This window comes from Bradyrhizobium sp. NBAIM08, assembly GCF_020193935.1.
GTDB lineage: Bacteria > Pseudomonadota > Alphaproteobacteria > Rhizobiales > Xanthobacteraceae > Bradyrhizobium > Bradyrhizobium yuanmingense.
In genome coordinates this window covers 472,923-491,976 of record NZ_JADYVR010000001.1, presented here as the reverse complement: position 1 = coordinate 491,976, position 19,054 = coordinate 472,923, and the positions used below count along the sequence as shown (strand labels likewise).

The following is a 19,054-nucleotide window of genomic DNA, read 5'->3' as shown; positions in this document are numbered from 1 at the left end:
CGGTATAACCCTACTCCCGGCCGATCCGGGCCTTCGGCTGGCGCGGGAACCGGGACTGCGCCGCGCGCGTTTTCACCCTGCGTTTACCGCGAGTCGAACCCGATCAAGACCGGTTGCGTCGAATAGGGACCAGCACCCTCACGTAGCGGTATGAGAATGGGGTGCTCACCGAACGAGTGCAACGCACAATGAAAGGGCTGCCGATTCACAACATTTAGCCTTCCTGTCACGCTGCTGTGACATATATTAGGGAATAGGCGACAAGGGGACGAAGAGCCCCGGAGAACACGATTTTCAACAGGGATTCAGGCCGCTTAGGCCTGAGGCTGAGGACGAAAATGAAGCGTGGAATTGCCGTTCTGGTTTCGGTCAGTGCCCTCTGCGGCATCGCCTATTTCACGGCGAGCAAGTGGGCGATCAAGCACGAGACCATCACATTCTACGATGCCTCGCGCGATAACCGTCCGGTGCCTGTTTCCATCGCGGTGCGCCGCGACAAGGAAATGCAGGCCAATGCCGGCATGATCAAGCTGCCCGTCGCGGTGATCAATCACGGCAACACCGTCAAGAACACCGAATACGGCTTCCTCGCCAACATCTTCGCTGCGCGCGGCTACATGGTCATGAGCCCGCAGCACGATCTGCCGACTGATCCTCCGATGGTCACCAAGCCCGGCGAGCTCTATGTCGGCCGGCTGCCGCAGATCCTGCGCGGCGTCGCCAACATCCATCTCGCCGTGCACGAGATGAAGAAGGTTCAGCCCAACGCCGATTACGACAAGGTTACGATGGTCGGCCATTCCATGGGCGGCGACATCACCATGTACTTCGCCAAGCAGTATCCGGATGAGGTCAAGAAGGTCGTCACCCTCGACAATCTGCGCGTGCCCTTCGTTACCGCGGGCAAGTTCAAGATCCTGTCGTTCCGCTCCCAGGATCCGCAGTTCAAGGCCGACGCCGGCGTGATTCCAACCGACGAGGAATGCGAGCAGGCAGGCATTCAGGTCGTGAAGACCGAGTTCCAGCACAACGACATGCGCGATACCGGTCCGGATGTGGCGAAAAGCTCGATCCAGAGCATGCTCGACAAGTTCCTGAGCGCGACCGACAGCGAGATCGCACCGGTCGACACGCAGTCCGCCCCACCCAAGATCCTGGAGCCGGGCCCGGTCGCCCTGATGGCTCCTGCCAAGAGCTGACGTCCAAGAGCTTACCGAGCTGACGTCGTCGCAAGGCTGCACCAATCGTCGAAGCCTCCGCCGGCGCCCGCCCGCGGAGGCTTTGCGCATTGACCGGGCCGCATGCGCTGACCACATTAGCTGCTGACGCAAGGTGTAGCTGCGATGTCGGGCGAACCCATCAAACCGCGCGGCCGCGATGCCGTCTCGGCGCGAGCAGACGGCGTGCTGCCGCAAGCGCAAACCTCGACCTCGGAAGACATCGCCGCGTTCGTTGCCAAGGCGCGGACCCTCTCGCCGCATGCCCCGGGCGCAAGGGGGCGGCTGATCTTCGCGCTGGATGCGACCATGAGCCGGCAGCCGACCTGGGACTTGGCCTGCGCGCTCCAGGCCGACATGTTTCGCGAGACCGCAGCGCTCGGCAGTCTCGACATCCGGCTGGTCTATTATCGCGGCCTCAACGAGTGCCGAGCCACGGCTTGGATTTCCGACAGCGCCAGGCTGGCGACGCTGATGAGCAAGATCGATTGCCGCGGCGGCGATACCCAGATCGGCAAGGTCCTGAGCGAGGCCAGGCGCGAGGCAGTAGCATCCGGCGTGCGGGCCGTGGTCTTCGTCGGCGATGCCATGGAGGAAGACATCGACGAGCTCTGCGCCAAGGCCGGCGAGCTCGGCATGCTCAAGGTGCCCGTATTCGTCTTTCAGGAGGGCCATGACGCGGTCGCCGAACAGGCCTTCCGCGAGATGGCGCGGCTGACTGGCGGTGCCTGGTGCCGGTTCGATCCCGGTGCGGCAGCGCAGCTGCGCGAGCTGTTGCGGGCAGCTGCGGCCTATGCCGCGGGTGGACGTGAGGCGCTGTTGAAGCTGGCTGGAAGCGTGAGTGGCGCGGCGAAGCTGATCAGCCAGATGAAATAGCAGCCCGGCCCGTGCGGCTTGCGGCGCTGGGCGCCATGCTTTTTGACAACAGCACGACTATATTCCGGCCATGACCCTGATCGCCGGCGCTGTCGCCGTTATCACGCTGTACCTGCTGCTCCAGATGTTCCGGTCCGCCAATCCAGCGGTGCTGGCGCGCACCCTCAAGTTCGGCGGCGGCGTGCTGGCGCTGGTGGTTGCGGCCTTCACCGGCTTGCGCGGCGAGCTGGCGGTTGCGATCCCGCTCGGAATTTTCGGCGCGGGCCTGCTCGGCTGGACACCACTCGCGAATGCCGGCTTCGGCAATGTCGGCGGGCTGTTCGGCGGCGGTGCGACGCGCCCGTTCGGGCAGGCCTCGCGGGTGCGCTCGCAATTCCTGGACATGCGGCTCGACCACGATTCCGGCCAGCTTTCTGGCCAGATCGTTGCGGGGCCTCATGCCGGGCGCAATCTCGACGAATTCGATCTCGCCGGCTTGCTCGCGATGGTCTCGACGTTCGACGCCGAGAGCGTGGCCCTACTTGAAAGCTATCTGGACCGCCGGTTTCCCGCTTGGCGTCAGAACGCGCAGGGCGATACGGCAGGGCGGCAGCGCCGCACGGCGGCGAGCAGCAAAATGACGGCGGAGGAAGCCTATCAGATCCTTGGCTTGCAGCCGGGAGCGGGGCGCGACGACATCAGCCGGGCCCACAAATCCCTGATGAAGAAACTCCATCCCGACCAGGGGGGCTCGACGTATCTCGCTGCCCGGGTAAACGAGGCCAAGGATACTCTGCTTCGCACGCATAACGGCTAACTCCGGCACCAACGCTACAAACGCCCGTACCGCGTGAGCTCCGTTTGCTCTGTCTGCCGTCGCCCGCCCCTTGTCGGCGTGGTCGATCCCCTTGAGCAAAGTTTTAACCGTAAATCCTTGACGAGAGGTTGTCGTGGAACAGCCTTGTCCGGAACAGCCTGCGCATCACCGCCTCACCAAAACGAAAATGCCCGCGCAAGGCGCGGGCATTTGGTCTGGAGCGGAGAAGAAAATCAGTTGCGAACGGTGATGCAGGAGATCTCGGCACGTTTCAAGGTGCGGCAGACGGCTTCGGCCTGATCGCGCTCGAGCCCGGCGAAGCGGGCGCGGTAAAGCTTGCGATTATCCTTGGCGACGACGGGCTCGGTGAACGGGTCCGCCTTGCTGAGCAGGCCGCGGGCCGAGTTGCGGGCCGCGTCGATGCGCTGCTGAGCTTCGTTCTCGCTCTCGAGCGCACCGACCTGGACGATCCAGCCGCTGTGGATGACGGCGGGCTTGGTGGTGGCGCTCATCTGGATCGGCTGCGGCGCCGGGTCGGCCGAGGCGAGCTTGGGTGCGGCGGGAGCCGGTGCGGCGGGGGTTGCGGCCGGCAGCACGCCAAGGATGCCGTTGCCGGTACCGAAGCCCGCCGGCTGCCGCGGCAGTTCGGTGCGGGCCATCTCGGCCTTCGGCACTTCGGGCTGGCTCACCGCCTCCGGCTTGTTGATGAGATCTGCCCTGGCGACGACGGCACCGGAGGTTTCCGCGACGTCGGAGCGGTGCGGGACGGTGCTGGTGACCGGCGGCGCAACGACATGGACACCACCCTGGGCCGGAGCTGCAGAGGCGACCTTCACGGCGCCGGCCTTGACCTGAACGGTCTTGACCCGAACCGGCTTCATCGGCTCGGACGAGCCGGGGATGATGGAGAGCGGCTGGCTCGAGATTACGCCATTGGTGAGCGGCGCCGGCTCCACCTTGGACTCCGTCGGCCGAGCCTCGGGTTTGGAGTGAGCGGGCGGCATCGCCGCAGTCGCTGCGGCCAGCGTCGACAGACGCGCGGCGAGGCGCGACGGGGCGGCTTCGGGAGCGGGGGCCGCCGCTGCCTGGACCGGCAGGACGGGCCGTGCCGGCGTATCCGAGGCATCGGCGACATCGGTGTTGGCTTCAGCGACGTTGCGCTCCGTGACCGCGGCGACGGTGCGGACGGTCGCACCCTTTTCGATGTTCTCGGCGAGCAGGTTGCGCATGATGGCGTCGCGCGATCCACCGCTGCGGCCGCCGAGCACCACGCCGATCAGGTGGCGGTTGCCGCGGCGGATCGAGCTGACGAGGTTGAAGCCGGAGGCGCGGGTGTAGCCCGTCTTGATGCCGTCCACGCCTTCGACGCTGCCGAGCAGGCGATTGTGGTTGCGGATCGACTGTCCGCGCCAGTTGAACGTCGAGGTCGCGAAATAGCGATAATAGCGGGGGAAGCGCTCCTGAATGGCGCGACCCAGCGTGGCCTGGTCGCGCGCGGTCGTGACCTGCTCGTCGTTGGGCAGGCCGTTGGCATTGCGGTAGACCGTCCTGGACATGCCGAGCGAGCGCGCCTTGCGCGTCATCATCCGGGCGAAGTCGTCCTCGTCACCGGCGATCGCTTCCGCGATCACCACGGATGCGTCGTTGGCCGAACGGGTGACGAGGCCCTTGATCGCGTCCTCGACGCGGATGGTCTGGCCGGCACGCAGATTCAGCTTGGTCGGATCCTGGTCGGCGGCGTGCTTGGATACCGGCATTTCGGTGTCGAGCTTCATCTTGCCGGATTCGAGGCGCTCGAACAGCAGATAGAGCGTCATGATCTTGGTCAGCGAGGCCGGATGGCGGATCGCGTCAGGGCTCGTCGCCTGGAGCACTGCGCCGGAATTGCCGTCGATGATGATGGACGCGAATTTCGAGCTGGAGCTCTCGGACACGTCGTGCTGCACCCTGTGGTGCGCATAATGTCGACGATGGCGCCGCGCCTCGGCTGCGTCGACGGTGAAGATGACTGCGGTGGTGACCGTAAGAAGCCCGAAAACGCCAACCCGCGCCCAGCGCGAGGCAGACAAGTTTTTACGAAGCATGGAACCCCGTCCCCGTTTCTGACTTGATCACCGGCTCGTGAGGCGAAATTGTGCCCGACGGACCCGGGATCATTACCTGCTCAGGCTGTCCCTCCGCTGGTTGTTGGCCGCGGGGGACGTTGGACCCGAGCCGCTGTTCTGGCTAAGGTGATGTTCTCAAACGGCTTTTGGCCGCTCGCGGAAGTGACCACGTCTAGGGAATCAAGGTAGGGTGGCCCGGTTTCCAAAAGCTTAAGGAACCCTTGCGGGAAACCCCGGGAATCTCTGCGATTTGCGCCGGATTTGTGCGTCGCACAAGATTCTTGACTTTGTTGTGCGTTGCACTAATTTTGGGCGGAGTCAGGGAGCCGGGGCTTCCCGACGCGAGCCAGGGAAAAGGATTCCGAAATGTTCAAGGTTGAAGACTTCCAGAGCTACGGGAAAGAGCAGTTCGAGCAGTGCGTTGCCTCCGCGACCTCGGTGCAGCACGGCCTCCAGGCGATCGCCAGCGCCTATGGCGACTACACGAAGAAGTCGTTCGAAGACACCAAGTCCTTCGTCGAGAAGCTTTCCGGCGTGAAGTCGCTGGACAAGGCGATGGAAGCGCAGACCGATTTTGCCCGTTCCGCCTACGAAACCTTCGTCGCGGAATCGCAGAAGATCGCCGGCCTCTACAGCGACCTCGCCAAGCAGGCGTTCAAGCCGGTCGAGACCATCGTGTCGAAGTTCACCCCGGCCGCTCAGTAACGTCTCGAGACATCCTGGAATCGAAAAGCCCGGCTGAACCAGCCGGGCTTTTTGTTGGGGAGCGATGCGACCGTCAGCGTGCGACGCGCAGCTTCGACAGCGAAGTGCCGATATCCTTGAACACCGAGACCGTCTGGCTCGCCGAAGTGACCAGATAGAACTTGTCGCTGCCGCTGGCGCAATATTGCAGCACGCTCGAGGTCGGATCGCCGCCGGTGTTCACCTGCACCGTATAGATCGTGATGTTGTTGGGCTGGGCCTTGGCGTTGTCGCAGAGGACCTTCTGGCGAGCGTCGATCTGCGAAGCACCGCTGTACCAGCGGTTTTGCGTGTTGAGACCGTCGGAGAGCAGGACGATCGCATCCTTGTAGGTGTAGTTCGTGTCCTTGGCCGGGGCATTCATGGGGTCGCCCATCGACAGCGTCATCCAGCCCCAGGCAAGGCCGATGCCCTGGTTGGTGTTGCCGGTCGGAACCAGCTTGTCGATCAGAGATTTGAGCGAGGTCCAATCGTAACTGAGCGGCATGACCGGCTGGATGTAGGCCGAATTGCTGGAGTTGCAGTAGGAATATTGCTCGGCCGGGAAAAGCGTAGCCGAATTGCTGCTCACTGGAGTCGTGTTCTTGGTGTCATAGTCCTGGTCACGATCGGTGACGCACCCGTTCCACGTGTTGTGGTTCCTCGGTGTCCAAATCTTGCCGTTGTTAACGCAGGTCCACTGTCTCGTGTAGGATGTGTTGCTACAGGTCCCGTTCACGGCCTCCCAGTCGGACCAGTCGATCCAGCTCTTCGTGTAGTTGCTGCTGCCGACGTTGACGTCCTTGGCGAACGGCACGATCGAGATGTAGACGTCGCCGTTGGTCTTCGCGAGCGCGCTGAGCTGGTCGACCAGGTTCTTCGCGGCCGTTTTCATCGCCGGCATCTTGTCGTCGTACGCCATCGATCCCGTGACGTCGAGCACCAGGGCCACGCGCATGCGCGTCAGGCCCCAGGCGCTGGTGGATGAGGTGCCGACGTCGAGGGTCGGGAAGCCGGCGATCTTCATGAAGCTCGTTGTGTAGGTGCCGGTTCCGGTCAGCTGGATCGTCGAGCCGATACTGGTGCTCGCGTTGTAGGTGGCGCCGACGCTGACCGAGGGCAGGGTCTTGGTGTCCGTGAACAGGGCGTTGAAATAGGATTGGGCCTTGGTGGAGATCTGAGACGTCGAGATGGTGCCGGCGGACAGGTCCCGTGACAGCATCAGCGCGGTGGAATCGAGGGCCGACTGCATCGCGGTGCGCGCCTGGGCCGCGCGGCTATAGTCGATCGCCGCGCCGACGAAGCTCAGCACTGGAACGAGCGCAATGGCGAAGATCACTGCGATATTGCCTTGCTCGGCCGCTGCGAAACGGGCGAGTTGTCGACCAAGGCGGCTGACGAGGGGCAGACCAGACATGACGATCCCGAAATCTGTGTTTTGCCCGATTTCGCGCCATGCCATTGAATGGCAGGTAAATTGGACCGTAGAAAAACGGAGCGTTTTGCGGAAAACCGTCGCGGCCGGGTTAACGGCCGGGTTCCTGGTCAACACGTTCTAAACGTGCCGGGCGGAAATTTTTGTCAAATCGCTCCGGATTGATTAACCTGATCAGGATCGCCCCGACCGGGAATCGGGACTGCTGCGACCGCATGGGCTGAACCCCCGCGTGCTTGCGGCGGGCCGGGGGCAGGGCCATATTGCTGGCGAGCGATCCGGCCTCGACCGCATTTGCCGGGAGCGGCGATCCAAGGCGGTGCGCCTGCGCCAGGCTCCGAAGGGCGGGGTCGCGCGGTGACCGCCATTCGCTTCCGTGGGGAATTTGAACGCCTGTGCCATGCTGCAATTGACTTCCAGCCTCGATCTGTCCGCGCCAGCCGCTGCCGACGCGCCTCGCATGAGCAATGACGACAACCGTTCGGGTACTCCCTCGGGTCCGAGCACGTCGGTCATCACCAAGGTCAAGCCCAAGACCAAGCGGCCCAACCTGTATCGCGTGCTGATCCTCAACGACGACTACACGCCGATGGAGTTCGTCGTTCACGTGCTGGAGAAGTTCTTCAACAAGGACATCGAAGCCGCGACCAAGATCATGCTGCACGTCCATCATCACGGGATCGGCGAGTGCGGCGTGTTCACCTATGAGATCGCCGAGACCAAGGTGACGCAGGTGATGGATTTCGCCCGCAAGCACCAGCACCCGCTGCAGTGCGTGATGGAAAAGAAGTAAGACGGCTTGCGGCGCGTTTGAAGCCGGCTCTTGTACAAGCCGCAGTGTGATTGTCGCGTTGCGGCTGCGCGCGGTGGGCTGCAGCCGGCAGAACTACGGAATTCTGCGTCGGCGCCGATCCCGCCCAAATCGGAACGGGTTTTGCATCGAAAATACCGCAAGTGTGTCGCCGCCGAGTCGCGGAACCGGTCTTTCGCCGCGGTCTTGTATAACTATATGTGACAAAGGTTGTTGTTGCCTGACCGGGCGATGACGATCATGATGGTGGGGGCCATAGAGGACGCGAATGCCGACTTTTTCCCAAAGCCTTGAACAATCCCTGCATCGTGCGCTGGCGATCGCAAATGAGCGTCATCACCAATACGCGACGCTTGAGCATCTCTTGCTCTCCTTGATCGACGACTCCGATGCAGCCGCGGTCATGCGCGCCTGTAGCGTCGATCTCGACAAGCTCCGTACGAGCCTCGTCAACTACCTTGAGACCGAATTCGAGAACCTGGTGACGGATGGCGCCGACGACGCCAAGCCGACCGCCGGTTTCCAGCGCGTGATCCAGCGCGCGGTGATCCATGTGCAGTCGTCCGGTCGCGAAGAGGTGACCGGCGCCAACGTGTTGATCGCAATCTTCGCCGAACGCGAGAGCCATGCCGCGTATTTCCTGCAGGAGCAGGACATGACGCGTTACGACGCCGTCAACTACATCAGCCACGGCATTGCCAAGCGGCCGGGCGTCTCCGAGGCGCGGCCGGTGCGCGGCGTCGACGAGGAGACCGAGACCAAGGGCAACGAGGACGCCAAGAAGAAGGGCGAGGCGCTCGAGACCTATTGCGTCAACCTCAACAAGAAGGCGCGCGACGGCAAGATCGATCCGGTGATTGGACGCAATTCCGAAATCAACCGCGCGATCCAGGTGCTGTGCCGCCGGCAGAAGAACAACCCGCTGTTCGTCGGTGAAGCCGGCGTCGGCAAGACCGCGATCGCAGAAGGGCTCGCCAAGCGCATCGTCGACAGCGAAGTGCCGGAGGTGCTGGCGGCGGCCACCGTGTTCTCGCTGGACATGGGCACGCTGCTTGCCGGCACGCGCTATCGGGGCGACTTCGAGGAGCGCCTGAAGCAGGTGCTCAAGGAGCTCGAGGCGCATCCCAACGCCATCCTGTTCATCGACGAGATCCACACCGTGATCGGTGCGGGCGCGACGTCGGGCGGGGCGATGGATGCCTCGAACCTGCTCAAGCCCGCGCTCGCCTCGGGCACGATCCGCTGCATGGGCTCGACCACCTACAAGGAATATCGCCAGCACTTCGAGAAGGACCGCGCGCTGGTGCGGCGCTTCCAGAAGATCGACATCAACGAGCCGACGGTCGAGGACGCCATCGCGATCCTCAAGGGCCTCAAGCCGTACTTCGAGGACTATCACCGGCTGAAGTACACCAATGAGGCGATCGAGGCGGCGGTGCAGCTCTCATCGCGCTACATCCACGACCGCAAGCTGCCCGACAAGGCGATCGACGTGATCGACGAGTCCGGCGCGGCGCAGATGCTGGTCGCCGAGAACAAGCGCAAGAAGACCATCGGCATCAAGGAGATCGAGACCACGATCGCCTCGATGGCTCGGATCCCGCCGAAGAGCGTGTCGAAGGACGACGCCGAGGTGCTCAAGCATCTCGAGCAGACCTTGAAGCGCACCGTGTTCGGGCAGGACAAGGCGATCGAATCGCTCGCCGCCTCGATCAAGCTGGCGCGTGCCGGCCTGCGCGAGCCGGAGAAGCCGATCGGCTGTTATCTGTTCTCTGGCCCCACCGGCGTCGGCAAGACCGAGGTCGCCAAGCAACTCGCGGCGACGCTCGGCGTCGAGCTGCTGCGGTTCGACATGTCCGAGTACATGGAGCGGCACACCGTGTCGCGCCTGATCGGCGCGCCTCCCGGCTATGTCGGCTTCGACCAGGGCGGCCTGCTCACCGACGGCGTCGACCAGCATCCGCATTGCGTGGTGCTGCTCGACGAAATCGAGAAGGCGCATCCCGACCTCTACAACGTGCTCCTCCAGATCATGGACCACGGCCGGCTCACCGACCACAACGGCAAGCAGGTCAACTTCCGCAACGTGATCCTGATCATGACCACGAATGCCGGCGCGGCGGATCTCGCCAAGCAGGCGTTCGGCTTCACCCGGTCGAAGCGGGAAGGCGACGATCACGAGGCGATCAACCGGCAGTTCGCGCCGGAATTCCGCAACCGTCTCGATGCCATCGTCTCGTTCGGCCATCTCAGCGTCGAGGTGATCGGCACCGTGGTCGAGAAGTTCGTGCTTCAGCTCGAGGCGCAGCTCGGCGACCGCGATGTGACCATCGAGCTGTCCGAGCCGGCGAAGGCCTGGCTGGTCCAGCACGGCTACGACGAGCAGATGGGCGCACGTCCCATGGCGCGCGTGATCCAGGAGCACATCAAGAAGCCGCTGGCCGACGAGGTGCTGTTCGGCAAGCTGAAGAGCGGCGGCCACGTTCGCGTCGTGCTCGTCAAGGACGAGGCCGACGAGACCAAGGAGAAGATCGGCTTCGAATTCGTCGAGGGCCCGGTCACGCCGAAGCAGGAGAAGCTGCCCGGCACCCGCAAGCGCCCGCCGGGCAAATCCAAGCCGGGTGGCCCCGGCGGCTCGAAGGGGCCGACCTCCAAGGGGCCGCTGGTCAAGGTTTGATCGGCACGTGATGAAATCGAAAAGGCCGGCTGCAAAGCCGGCCTTTTTGTTTGCACCGATGTCTGCGCGAGGAGGCCTTACGTTCCGGCCTGCGGTTCGCGCGGCGGCCGCGGCTTTCTCGGTGCGCGCGGTGCTGCGTGCGGGACCGACGGCTGCATCGTCACGATGACCGGATTCGGCTTGTGATCGGTCGCGGCTCCGGTCGCTGCGTCGACGCCCATGCCGACGATACCGCCCAACAGGAGATTGCCCGCAAAACCCGCGGCTCCGCCCGTCTGGACGTCCCGGCTGAGCGGAACGATTTGCGGCTGATAGCCTTCCTTCTGGAAGGTGATCGAGATGTCGGCGTTCCGCTTGACGACCACGGAGCAAGGGGTCGTGCAGGTGGTCGGAACGTCCATTCCGCTGACGACGGCTTCCACGCCTGATGGTGTCGATGAAATGCTGATATTCTCCGTCGTACCGCGCGTGACCGACGCGCAGCCGCCCAGCATGACGCTGAGCGCCACAATTCCAAATGAACGCATGAAATGCCCCTTGTCCCACCGCCACTATGCGCAACCGGGGCGGGAGGGCAATAGGCCATTGCTCCGAATAGTTAAGCCACGCGGAGGTTGTGCACGACTACGCGCGAACCGGGTCGGGTCCGGCTATTCACCCCGCAGGCGCTGATCGTCCTGCACGCGGACGTGCTCGGCACCGCGCGCGCCGGCTGTGGAAAGCCGCAGCATGCTCAGCATCGCGCCGCACAGCGCAAATCCAACGCCGACAAGGAGCGCCAGCCTGGTCCCCTCAAGCGGATACCGTCCGAGCAACAGCGCCACCAGCGCCGCTCCGGTGGTCTGGCCGAGCAGGCGCGCCGTCCCCAGCATGCCGCTGGCGCCGCCGGCGCGCTCGCGCGGGGCGGCTGCGATCATGGTGCGGTTATTGGGGGTCTGGAACAGACCGAAGCCGGCGCCGGCGAGCGCCATCCGCCAGATCACGTCGAGCGGCGTTGGCGTCGCCGGCAGGAAGGCCAGCGCGCCAAGGCCGCAGGCGAATAGCGTGAGCCCAATACCGCCGAGCAGGCCGGCCGGATAATGCTCGACCAGGCGGCCGGCGAGAGGGGCCGCAAACGCCAATGCGATCGGCCATGGCGTGATCAACAGGCCCATATGCACGGCCGAATAGCCGAAGCGGCTCTGGAGATAGAAGGGGATCGCGACGAAGGCCAGCATCTGCCCGCAGAACGATGCGATCGAGGTCGCAATCGACAGCGCGAACACGGGGATGCGCAGCAGGTCGATTGGCAAGAGTGGCGAGGTCATGTGAGTCTCGCGATAGATCAGCAGCGCACCCGCGGCGATCGCGATGGCAAACTGCACGAGACAGGTGATCGCGGCCTCGCCATGACCGACGTTGTCGACCGCCGCGATGCCGACGCCGAACGTGATCGCCGACAGCCCCGCACTCTGCCAGTCGAAGGAGCGGCTCGCGGGCTTGGTGTGCGGCAGGCTGCGCAGGCCCAGCACCAGCGTCACCACGCCGAGCGGCACGTTGATCGCGAACAACCAGGGCCAGCTTCCGACCGCGAGGATGCCGGCGGCGAGTGTCGGGCCGATCGCGGCCGAGAAGGCGACGACGAGCGCGTTGAGCCCGATGCCGCGGCCGAGCAGGCTGCGCGGATAGGTGAAACGCACCAGCGCGGCGTTGACGCTCATGATGCCGGCCGCGCCAAAGCCCTGGAGGATGCGCGCGATCGTCAGCAGCGGCAGCGTGTGGGCCAGCGCACAGAAGGCCGAGGCCAGCGTGAACAGCGCCAACCCGACCAGATAGACGCGGCGATAGCCGACGATCTCGCCGAGCGAAGCCAGCGGCAGCAGCGAGATCGTGATCGCGAGCTGGTAGCCGCTGACGATCCAGATCGACAAGGCCGGGGTCGCATCGAGATCGGCCGCGATCGTCGGCAGCGCCACATTGACGATGGTGCTGTCGACCACCGCCATCACGATGCCGAGCGCAATGGTCAGCACCGCCTGATTGCGTTGCGGCTGCGGCAGGCCGTCGGCATGCTCAATGGTGACTGTCGACATCGTGAGCGGCGTATCGTTGGCGAATCGGACTCGGCCACATGCCAAGTATTGCGCCAACAGGGCAGGGCCGCGATAGTTCCGGAACCGGCCGCCAGCGCGCCGGCTTACCCAGCGCGCTTGATGCAGCTGTCCTACACCGCCGGTGGATTGCGGTCGCTGAAGGTCACGCGCTGGTGCCAGTAGGGATAGGGCAGCGTCACCGTGCTCGCGGCATCGAGCTTTGCGACCTGGTCCTTGGTCAAGGACCAGCCAACCGCGCCGAGATTTTCGCGCAGCTGGGTCTCGTTGCGTGCGCCGATGATCAGCGTCGAGACCGTCGGACGCTGCAGCAGCCAGTTCAGCGCGATCTGCGAGACGCTCTTGCCGGTCTCCTTCGCGATCTCGTCGATCGCATCGACGACACGGTAGACGTGCTCGTCCGAGACGGGCGGTCCGAATTCGGCCGTCTTGGGCAGGCGGCTGACTTCCGGTTTCGGCTGACCGCGGCGGATCTTTCCGGTGAGGCGCCCCCAGCCGAGCGGCGACCAGACCACGGCGCCCAACCCCTGGTCGAGGCCGAGCGGCATCAACTCCCATTCGTAGTCGCGCCCGATCAGGGAATAGTAGGTCTGGTTGGCGACGTAACGCGGAAAACCGTGCTTGTCGGCGACGCCGAGCGACTTCATCAGGTGCCAGCCCGAGAAATTCGAGACGCCGACATAGCGGATCTTGCCGGCGCGAACGAGCACGTCGAGAGTCGAGAGCACCTCTTCGGACGGCGTGAAGGCGTCGAAGCCGTGGAGCTGGAAAAGATCGATATAATCGGTGCCGAGCCGGCTCAACGAACCGTCGATGGCTTTGAGCAGGTGCTCACGCGACGAGCCGATATCGTTGGGACCGTCGCCAAAGCGGAAGGTCGCCTTGGTCGAGATCAGGACCTTGTCCCGGCGACCCTTGATGGCCTCACCGAGCACCCGCTCGGACTCGCCGAGCGAATAGACATTGGCCGTATCGAACATCGACACGCCGGCCTCGAGGCAGATGTCCAGAAGGCGCCGCGCCTCGGTCGCGTCCGTCGTGCCCCATGCCGCAAGGCGGCCGACGCCGCCGAACGTGCCCGTTCCCAGGCTCAAGGCAGGCACCATAAGGCCGGACCGGCCCAAGCGTCGGTATTCCATCGATCTGCTCCTCGGCTGGCCGCTGATGATCGTGGCGGCCTTGGCGGCGGAAGATACTGCAAGCAGGCGCCGTGTCCTATCACCTGCTCACATACCGGCCCTGCTCGGCATGACCTGATCGTGCAGATGACAGCCGACTGGAATGCACCTCAATGCCGCAACTGGCTCTGCCGGAAGTCGCGCGGCGACATCCCGAAATGCTCGCGGAAGACGCGGCCGAAATGCGAGAGGTCGTTGAAGCCCCAGGCGAAGGCGATCTCGCTGATGTGGCGATGGGCGAGCAGAGGCGAGGCGAGATCCCTCCGACATCGGGCGAGGCGTTCGGCAAGGACATGACGCTGGAAGGAGGTGTCCTCGTCTGCGAGAAGATCGTTGACATAGCGCGGCGAGATGCCGAGCGCGGCTGCGGTTTCAGCGACCGAGAGATCGGGATCGGCGAGGTGCGCGCGGATGTGCGCCTTCACTCGGTAGAGCAGGGCCGAGCGGTGGGTCGAGGACGGCAGCGATGACTTGCCGAGCCGCTCGCTCAATGCCATCGCAAGCAGATCAACTGCCTGCTCCGACAGCGCCGTAGCCGTATCCAGAGCCAAGCTATCCGCATTTTGGCAGAGCCGGACAATGAAATCATAGGCGAGCCGCTCCAGCGGTGCGTCGGCGCCAAATGACATTGCTGTCAGCGTCTCGGTGCCGCCGAGCCGCCGCTGCAGCATCTCGCGTGGGACCTTGAAGATGGTCTGCGTAAATCTGTCGTTGAACTTCAGCTCGTACGGGCGCGTCGTGTCGTAGAGCGCGAACTCGCCGGGGTGGATCACGGTCTCGCGGCCGTCCTGTACAACGCCACCGTTGCCGCGATTGCCGAGTGCGACTAGGACGAAACCCTGATCCGAGCGCGCGATGCGCGACGGTGTGCGGAAGACGTGCTGGCGGTCCGAGCAGACCTCGGAGCACACGGCCTTGCCGAGCGAGGCCTGCGTGACCGAGCCATGAAAGGCGCTGCCGAGGTCGGACTTGCAGTCGAGCCCGACGAAGACGTCGCAGACGATGTCCTGCCAGAGCGCGAGCCGCCGGTAGCCGGGACTGCCGTCTGTCGTGAACTGGATTGGCATCAGGACAGCCTCCCTTTCACATCCTGCAAAACCGCATGTTGGCGCAGATCGAGCCTGACCGGAGGCAAATTCCGTACCGGGCGATCCCTTCCAGTCGAGTTTTTGTTCCGCCGTGGTCGAGCGCCTGGCCGCCCAGCTTGGCCAAATAGACTGCATCGGACGTGGCTTGCGATCAACCGGCAATGGAGGCGGCAATGGGCATCGAACATCCGAAATACAAGGTTGCGGTGGTGCAGGCGGCACCGGCCTGGCTCGATCTCGACGCCTCGATCGACAAGTCGATCGCGCTGATCGGGGAGGCCGCGGAAAAGGGCGCCAAGCTGATCGCCTTTCCTGAAGCTTTCATCCCCGGCTACCCCTGGCACATCTGGCTGGACTCCCCGGCCTGGGCGATCGGGCGGGGCTTCGTGCAGCGCTATTTCGACAATTCGCTGTCCTATGACAGCTCGCAGGCCGAACGCCTGCGCGAGGCCGTGCGCAAGGCAAGGCTCACCGCCGTGGTCGGCCTGTCCGAGCGCGACGGCGGCAGCCTCTACCTCGCGCAATGGCTGATCGGCCCTGATGGCGAGACCATCGCAAAGCGCCGCAAGCTGCGGCCGACCCATGCCGAGCGCACGGTCTATGGCGAAGGCGACGGCAGCGACCTCGCCGTGCATGTGCGGCCCGACATCGGCCGGCTCGGCGCCCTGTGCTGCTGGGAGCATCTGCAGCCGCTGTCGAAATACGCGATGTACGCTCAGAACGAGCAGGTCCATGTCGCGGCCTGGCCGAGCTTCTCGCTCTACGATCCCTTCGCGCCGGCATTAGGGGCCGAGGTCAACAACGCGGCTTCGCGCGTCTATGCGGTGGAAGGCTCCTGCTTCGTGCTCGCGCCTTGCGCCACCGTCTCGCAGGCCATGATCGACGAGCTCTGCGATCGGCCGGACAAGAATGCGCTGCTGCATGCGGGCGGCGGCTTTGCGGCCATCTACGGCCCCGACGGCAGTCAGATCGGGGAGAAGCTGGCGCCCGATCAGGAGGGCCTGCTGATCGCCGAGATCGATCTCGCCGCCATTGGCGTTGCCAAGAATGCTGCCGATCCCGCCGGACATTATTCGCGGCCCGACGTCACACGGCTGCTGCTCAACAAGAAGCGGTACCAGCGGGTCGAGCAGTTCGCGCTGCCGGTCGACACTGTCGAGCCTATGGACATTGCGGCGGCGGCAAGCTGAACGCGGCGATCACGGGGAGGGCATCGCTATGGAATCCGCAATTCCTGCGCATCTCGAAACGCCACGCACGCGCCACAAGCGCGTGCCGGACGATTACCAGCCGCCATATCCGTCCTTCGTGGCGCGCTACAAGCCTTCGGTCAGCCGGGTCGTGATGGCCTATTTCGGTGTTCAGTATGGCGGTGCGGCACCGGAGGCAGCAATTGACGCGTTGAAAGAACTCGCAGGACTGTTCGCAATGGATGGCGGTCCGTCGCATTGGGACCGGGCAAGCTATAGAGATCAGTCCGGCAGCGAGAATGTTGTCACGGTCGCTTATTGGGACGATCTCGCACGCTTTGATGCCTGGTTCGCGCAGGCTCGCGAGATGTGGACCGGGCGGCAACGCGAAGGCATCGGTACCTTCGTCGAGGTGCTGCGTCCTATTGTGGCCCGTCACGAGACGCTGTTCTCCTCGCCCGATCGGCCGGAAGGTGTCGCCGTCGTTGCGGAGGGCATGAGCGGCGAGGTGCAGGAGCACGCCTATTGGGGCGGGATGCGCGACCGTATCCCGCTGTCGCAGACTGATGCGATGGCGCCTGGTGGCGCGCCTGAGCTGATTTGCGACGGCCCGCGGCTGAGAGTCGTGGCGCACGATAATCTCTGCCTGATCCGGTCCGGGCAGGACTGGAGCGATACGGAAGGATCCGAGCGAAAGCTCTATCTCGACGACGTCGAACCGGTGCTACGCGAAGGCATGGACTTTCTGCGCGATGATGGCCTCGCGATTGGCTGCTATGCCAACCGCTACATGCAGGTGCTGGCGGCCGACGGAAGCGCGAGCGAAAAATCCTACGGGCAGAGCTGGTGGAAGAGCCTCGCCGCGCTCGAACGCTGGGCGGAGTCGCATCCGACCCATGTCAGGATCTTCGGCGCGGCCATGAAATATCTGTCGACGCTCGGGCCGTCAGCCAAGCTGCGGCTCTATCACGAAGTGACGGTGGCGGCCGCCGACGAACAGTTCTTCGAATATCTGAACTGTCACCCGAAGACAGGCATGCTAGCGGCGGTCGAAACTGTCAGCACCTAAGCGACACAATGGCCGAGCAGCTCGGGATGTGCCGCGCAGATGTGATGCGCGCCGGCCTCCCGCAGCTCGCTTTCGCTGCCATAGCCGTAGAGCACGCCGATGGCGGTCATGCCGTTGGTGCGGGCGCCGACCACGTCGTGGCTGCGGTCGCCGATCATGAGCGCGCTGTTCGCATCGACGCTGGTCTCGTCGAGCGCGTAGCGAAGCAGGTCGCGCTTGTCGACACGCGTGCCGTCGAGCTCGGAGCCGAACACGCGTTCGAAATACGGCTTCAGGCCGAAATGATCGACGATGCGGCTGGCGTAGACGGCGGGCTTGCTGGTCGCCACGAACATGCGCTGACGTGTCGCTGCGAGCGAAGATAACGTGTCCGTAATTCCGCTGTAAGCCTCGTTCTCGAACAGGCCGATATCGCTAAAGCGCTCGCGATAGAGCAGCAGTGCTCGGTCGGCGAGCTCATCGGCTCCGGTGAGCTTGCGAAGGCTGGCAAGCAGCGGAGGGCCGATGCACCAGGTCAGTTCGTCCTCGCTCGGCACGGGAACGCCGAGCCGTTCCAGCGCATATTGGATCGAGCGGGTGATCCCGGGCTTCGGGTTCGTCAGCGTGCCGTCGAGATCAAAAAAGATTGTCACCATCGGGCATGACCGGTGTTGATACTGCCGTCTGTTGCTAGTTGGCTCTGGTTCCAAGTCAAGGTCCGATTTGTCCGATAGCGTCAATGCCATGCAAATTGCTCGGGTCATTGCTGTCTTGTCCCAAGTCCTCCTGCTGGCGCCGGCGCTTGCAGAGGAGGCGCCGTCCCCCGATGCGGCTCCGAAGGCCGCGGAACCCGAGAAGCCGGCGGAGAAGCCGAACGACGCGCCCGCGAGCGACACGCGGGAGTCAATTTGCCTGATCGTGGAGGCAGCCGCGCGCGACAACAGCCTGCCGCTGGAATTCTTCGCGCGCGTGATCTGGCAGGAAAGCCGCTTCCAGGCCGATGCGGTCGGGCCGATGACGCGCAGCGGCAAGCATGCGCAGGGGATCGCGCAGTTCATGCCCGGCACTGCCAGCGAGCGCGGGCTGCTCGATCCCTTCAATCCAGTGCAGGCCTTGCCGAAGTCGGCCGAATTCCTGAATGAGCTGCGCAACCAGTTCGGCAATCTCGGCCTTGCCGCGGCCGCCTACAATGCCGGCCCTCGGCGCGTGCAGGAATGGCTCGCCGGCACCGGGCCGATGCCGGAGCAGACCCGCAATTACGTGTATGCCATCACCGGCACCAGCGTCGATGCCTGGGCCAAGGCGGGGAGCACCGGCAAGGGACCACCGAGCTCGCCGACGACGAGCTGCCGTGATCTGATCGCGCTGCTCAAGCGTGCTCCCAATCCATTCGTCGCCGAGCTCGAGCAGCATGTCGAGCTTGCAGCCGCAAAGATCTGGGGCGTGCAGCTCGCGGCCGGCTTCGACCGCAACAGGGCGCTCGCGATGTATTCCCGGGCCGTGACGAAACTGAGCACCGTGATCGGCGAGCGTGATCCGAGCCTGCTCTCCTCGGTGATGCGCAGCCGTGGCACGCGCGCGTTCTATCAGGTCCGCATCGGCGCGGATACGCGCGCCGAGGCTGATGATCTGTGCAACCGCATCCGCAAGGCGGGCGGGGCGTGTTTCGTGCTGAGGAACAGGGGTGTGGCGGGGTAGGATGAGCCGTCATTCCGGGTTCGCGCCAAGTGCAGCGCCCCGGAATGACGGCGGTGGATGTGCCGCGCATGCCAGCCCCGCCGCGCGGTTCCTTGACGCGAGGCGCCGTCTCGCCCGTTATG

The 19,054-nt window shown here is 64.4% G+C and carries 16 protein-coding genes; 9 read left to right on the top strand and 7 right to left on the bottom strand.

Features of this window, described 5'->3' with window-relative positions; genetic code table 11:
- Positions 1–338: 338 nt before the first annotated feature.
- The 3 genes from I6F37_RS02335 (at position 339) to I6F37_RS02325 (ending at position 2,889) form a co-directional block, all read left to right on the top strand.
- Positions 339–1,199: an alpha/beta fold hydrolase gene (locus I6F37_RS02335; RefSeq protein WP_036015213.1), complete on the top strand. Its 861-nt coding sequence runs from the start codon at positions 339–341 to the stop codon at positions 1,197–1,199.
- Between the two features lie 144 nt (positions 1,200–1,343).
- A complete protein-coding gene (locus I6F37_RS02330; protein WP_036015211.1) occupies positions 1,344–2,093 on the top strand; it encodes a hypothetical protein in 750 nt (249 codons plus the stop codon).
- Positions 2,094–2,163: 70 nt separating this feature from the next.
- A complete protein-coding gene (locus I6F37_RS02325) occupies positions 2,164–2,889 on the top strand; it encodes a DnaJ domain-containing protein (RefSeq protein ID WP_225150156.1) in 726 nt (241 codons plus the stop codon).
- A gap of 233 nt (positions 2,890–3,122) precedes the next feature.
- Here I6F37_RS02325 and I6F37_RS02320 read toward each other — a convergent pair whose 3' ends face one another.
- Positions 3,123–4,973 (bottom strand): D-alanyl-D-alanine carboxypeptidase, encoded by a 1,851-nt coding sequence (locus I6F37_RS02320; RefSeq protein ID WP_225150154.1) that lies wholly within the window; start codon positions 4,971–4,973, stop codon positions 3,123–3,125.
- A gap of 387 nt (positions 4,974–5,360) precedes the next feature.
- Here I6F37_RS02320 and I6F37_RS02315 point away from each other — a divergent pair, with 387 nt between their 5' ends.
- Positions 5,361–5,699, top strand: coding sequence for a phasin family protein (locus tag I6F37_RS02315; protein WP_028135884.1), 339 nt, complete (start codon positions 5,361–5,363; stop codon positions 5,697–5,699).
- Positions 5,700–5,772: 73 nt separating this feature from the next.
- Here the strand turns inward: I6F37_RS02315 and I6F37_RS02310 are convergent, their stop codons facing one another.
- Entirely contained in the window at positions 5,773–7,134 is a 1,362-nt protein-coding gene (locus I6F37_RS02310) for a TadE/TadG family type IV pilus assembly protein (protein WP_074448011.1), read from the bottom strand.
- Positions 7,135–7,612: 478 nt separating this feature from the next.
- On the opposite strand from I6F37_RS02310, the gene clpS reads away from it, so the two are divergent.
- Complete coding sequence (clpS, locus tag I6F37_RS02305) at positions 7,613–7,945, top strand: ATP-dependent Clp protease adapter ClpS (RefSeq protein WP_036015195.1); 333 nt, start codon at positions 7,613–7,615, stop codon at positions 7,943–7,945.
- A gap of 286 nt (positions 7,946–8,231) precedes the next feature.
- Complete coding sequence (gene clpA, locus I6F37_RS02300) at positions 8,232–10,640, top strand: ATP-dependent Clp protease ATP-binding subunit ClpA (protein WP_057029801.1); 2,409 nt, start codon at positions 8,232–8,234, stop codon at positions 10,638–10,640.
- A gap of 77 nt (positions 10,641–10,717) precedes the next feature.
- Here the strand turns inward: clpA and I6F37_RS02295 are convergent, their stop codons facing one another.
- The 4 genes from I6F37_RS02295 to I6F37_RS02280 form a co-directional block, all read right to left on the bottom strand.
- Positions 10,718–11,167: a PEGA domain-containing protein gene (locus I6F37_RS02295; protein WP_036025610.1), complete on the bottom strand. Its 450-nt coding sequence runs from the start codon at positions 11,165–11,167 to the stop codon at positions 10,718–10,720.
- A 123-nt stretch (positions 11,168–11,290) separates the two neighbouring features.
- Positions 11,291–12,712, bottom strand: a complete 1,422-nt coding sequence (locus I6F37_RS02290) for an MFS transporter (RefSeq protein WP_051057186.1) — start codon at positions 12,710–12,712, stop codon at positions 11,291–11,293.
- A gap of 131 nt (positions 12,713–12,843) precedes the next feature.
- Complete coding sequence (locus I6F37_RS02285; RefSeq protein WP_036015181.1) at positions 12,844–13,869, bottom strand: aldo/keto reductase; 1,026 nt, start codon at positions 13,867–13,869, stop codon at positions 12,844–12,846.
- A gap of 149 nt (positions 13,870–14,018) precedes the next feature.
- Positions 14,019–14,975 (bottom strand): helix-turn-helix domain-containing protein, encoded by a 957-nt coding sequence (locus tag I6F37_RS02280; protein ID WP_036015180.1) that lies wholly within the window; start codon positions 14,973–14,975, stop codon positions 14,019–14,021.
- A 194-nt stretch (positions 14,976–15,169) separates the two neighbouring features.
- Between I6F37_RS02280 and I6F37_RS02275 the strand changes: the two genes are divergently transcribed.
- The gene (locus I6F37_RS02275; protein WP_225150152.1) at positions 15,170–16,186 is read left to right on the top strand and encodes a carbon-nitrogen hydrolase family protein; all 1,017 of its coding nucleotides are present in this window, start codon (positions 15,170–15,172) and stop codon (positions 16,184–16,186) included.
- 28 nt (positions 16,187–16,214) lie between these two features.
- Positions 16,215–17,255: a phenylacetaldoxime dehydratase family protein gene (locus tag I6F37_RS02270; RefSeq protein ID WP_225150150.1), complete on the top strand. Its 1,041-nt coding sequence runs from the start codon at positions 16,215–16,217 to the stop codon at positions 17,253–17,255.
- On the opposite strand, the gene I6F37_RS02265 is transcribed toward I6F37_RS02270, so the two are convergent.
- On the bottom strand, positions 17,252–17,890 hold the full coding sequence (locus I6F37_RS02265; RefSeq protein WP_225148399.1) for an HAD family hydrolase: 639 nt from the start codon (positions 17,888–17,890) through the stop codon (positions 17,252–17,254). The genes I6F37_RS02270 and I6F37_RS02265 overlap by 4 nt on opposite strands.
- 88 nt (positions 17,891–17,978) lie before the next feature.
- Here I6F37_RS02265 and I6F37_RS02260 point away from each other — a divergent pair, with 88 nt between their 5' ends.
- A complete protein-coding gene (locus I6F37_RS02260) occupies positions 17,979–18,932 on the top strand; it encodes a lytic transglycosylase domain-containing protein (protein ID WP_225150148.1) in 954 nt (317 codons plus the stop codon).
- Positions 18,933–19,054: the final 122 nt, after the last annotated feature.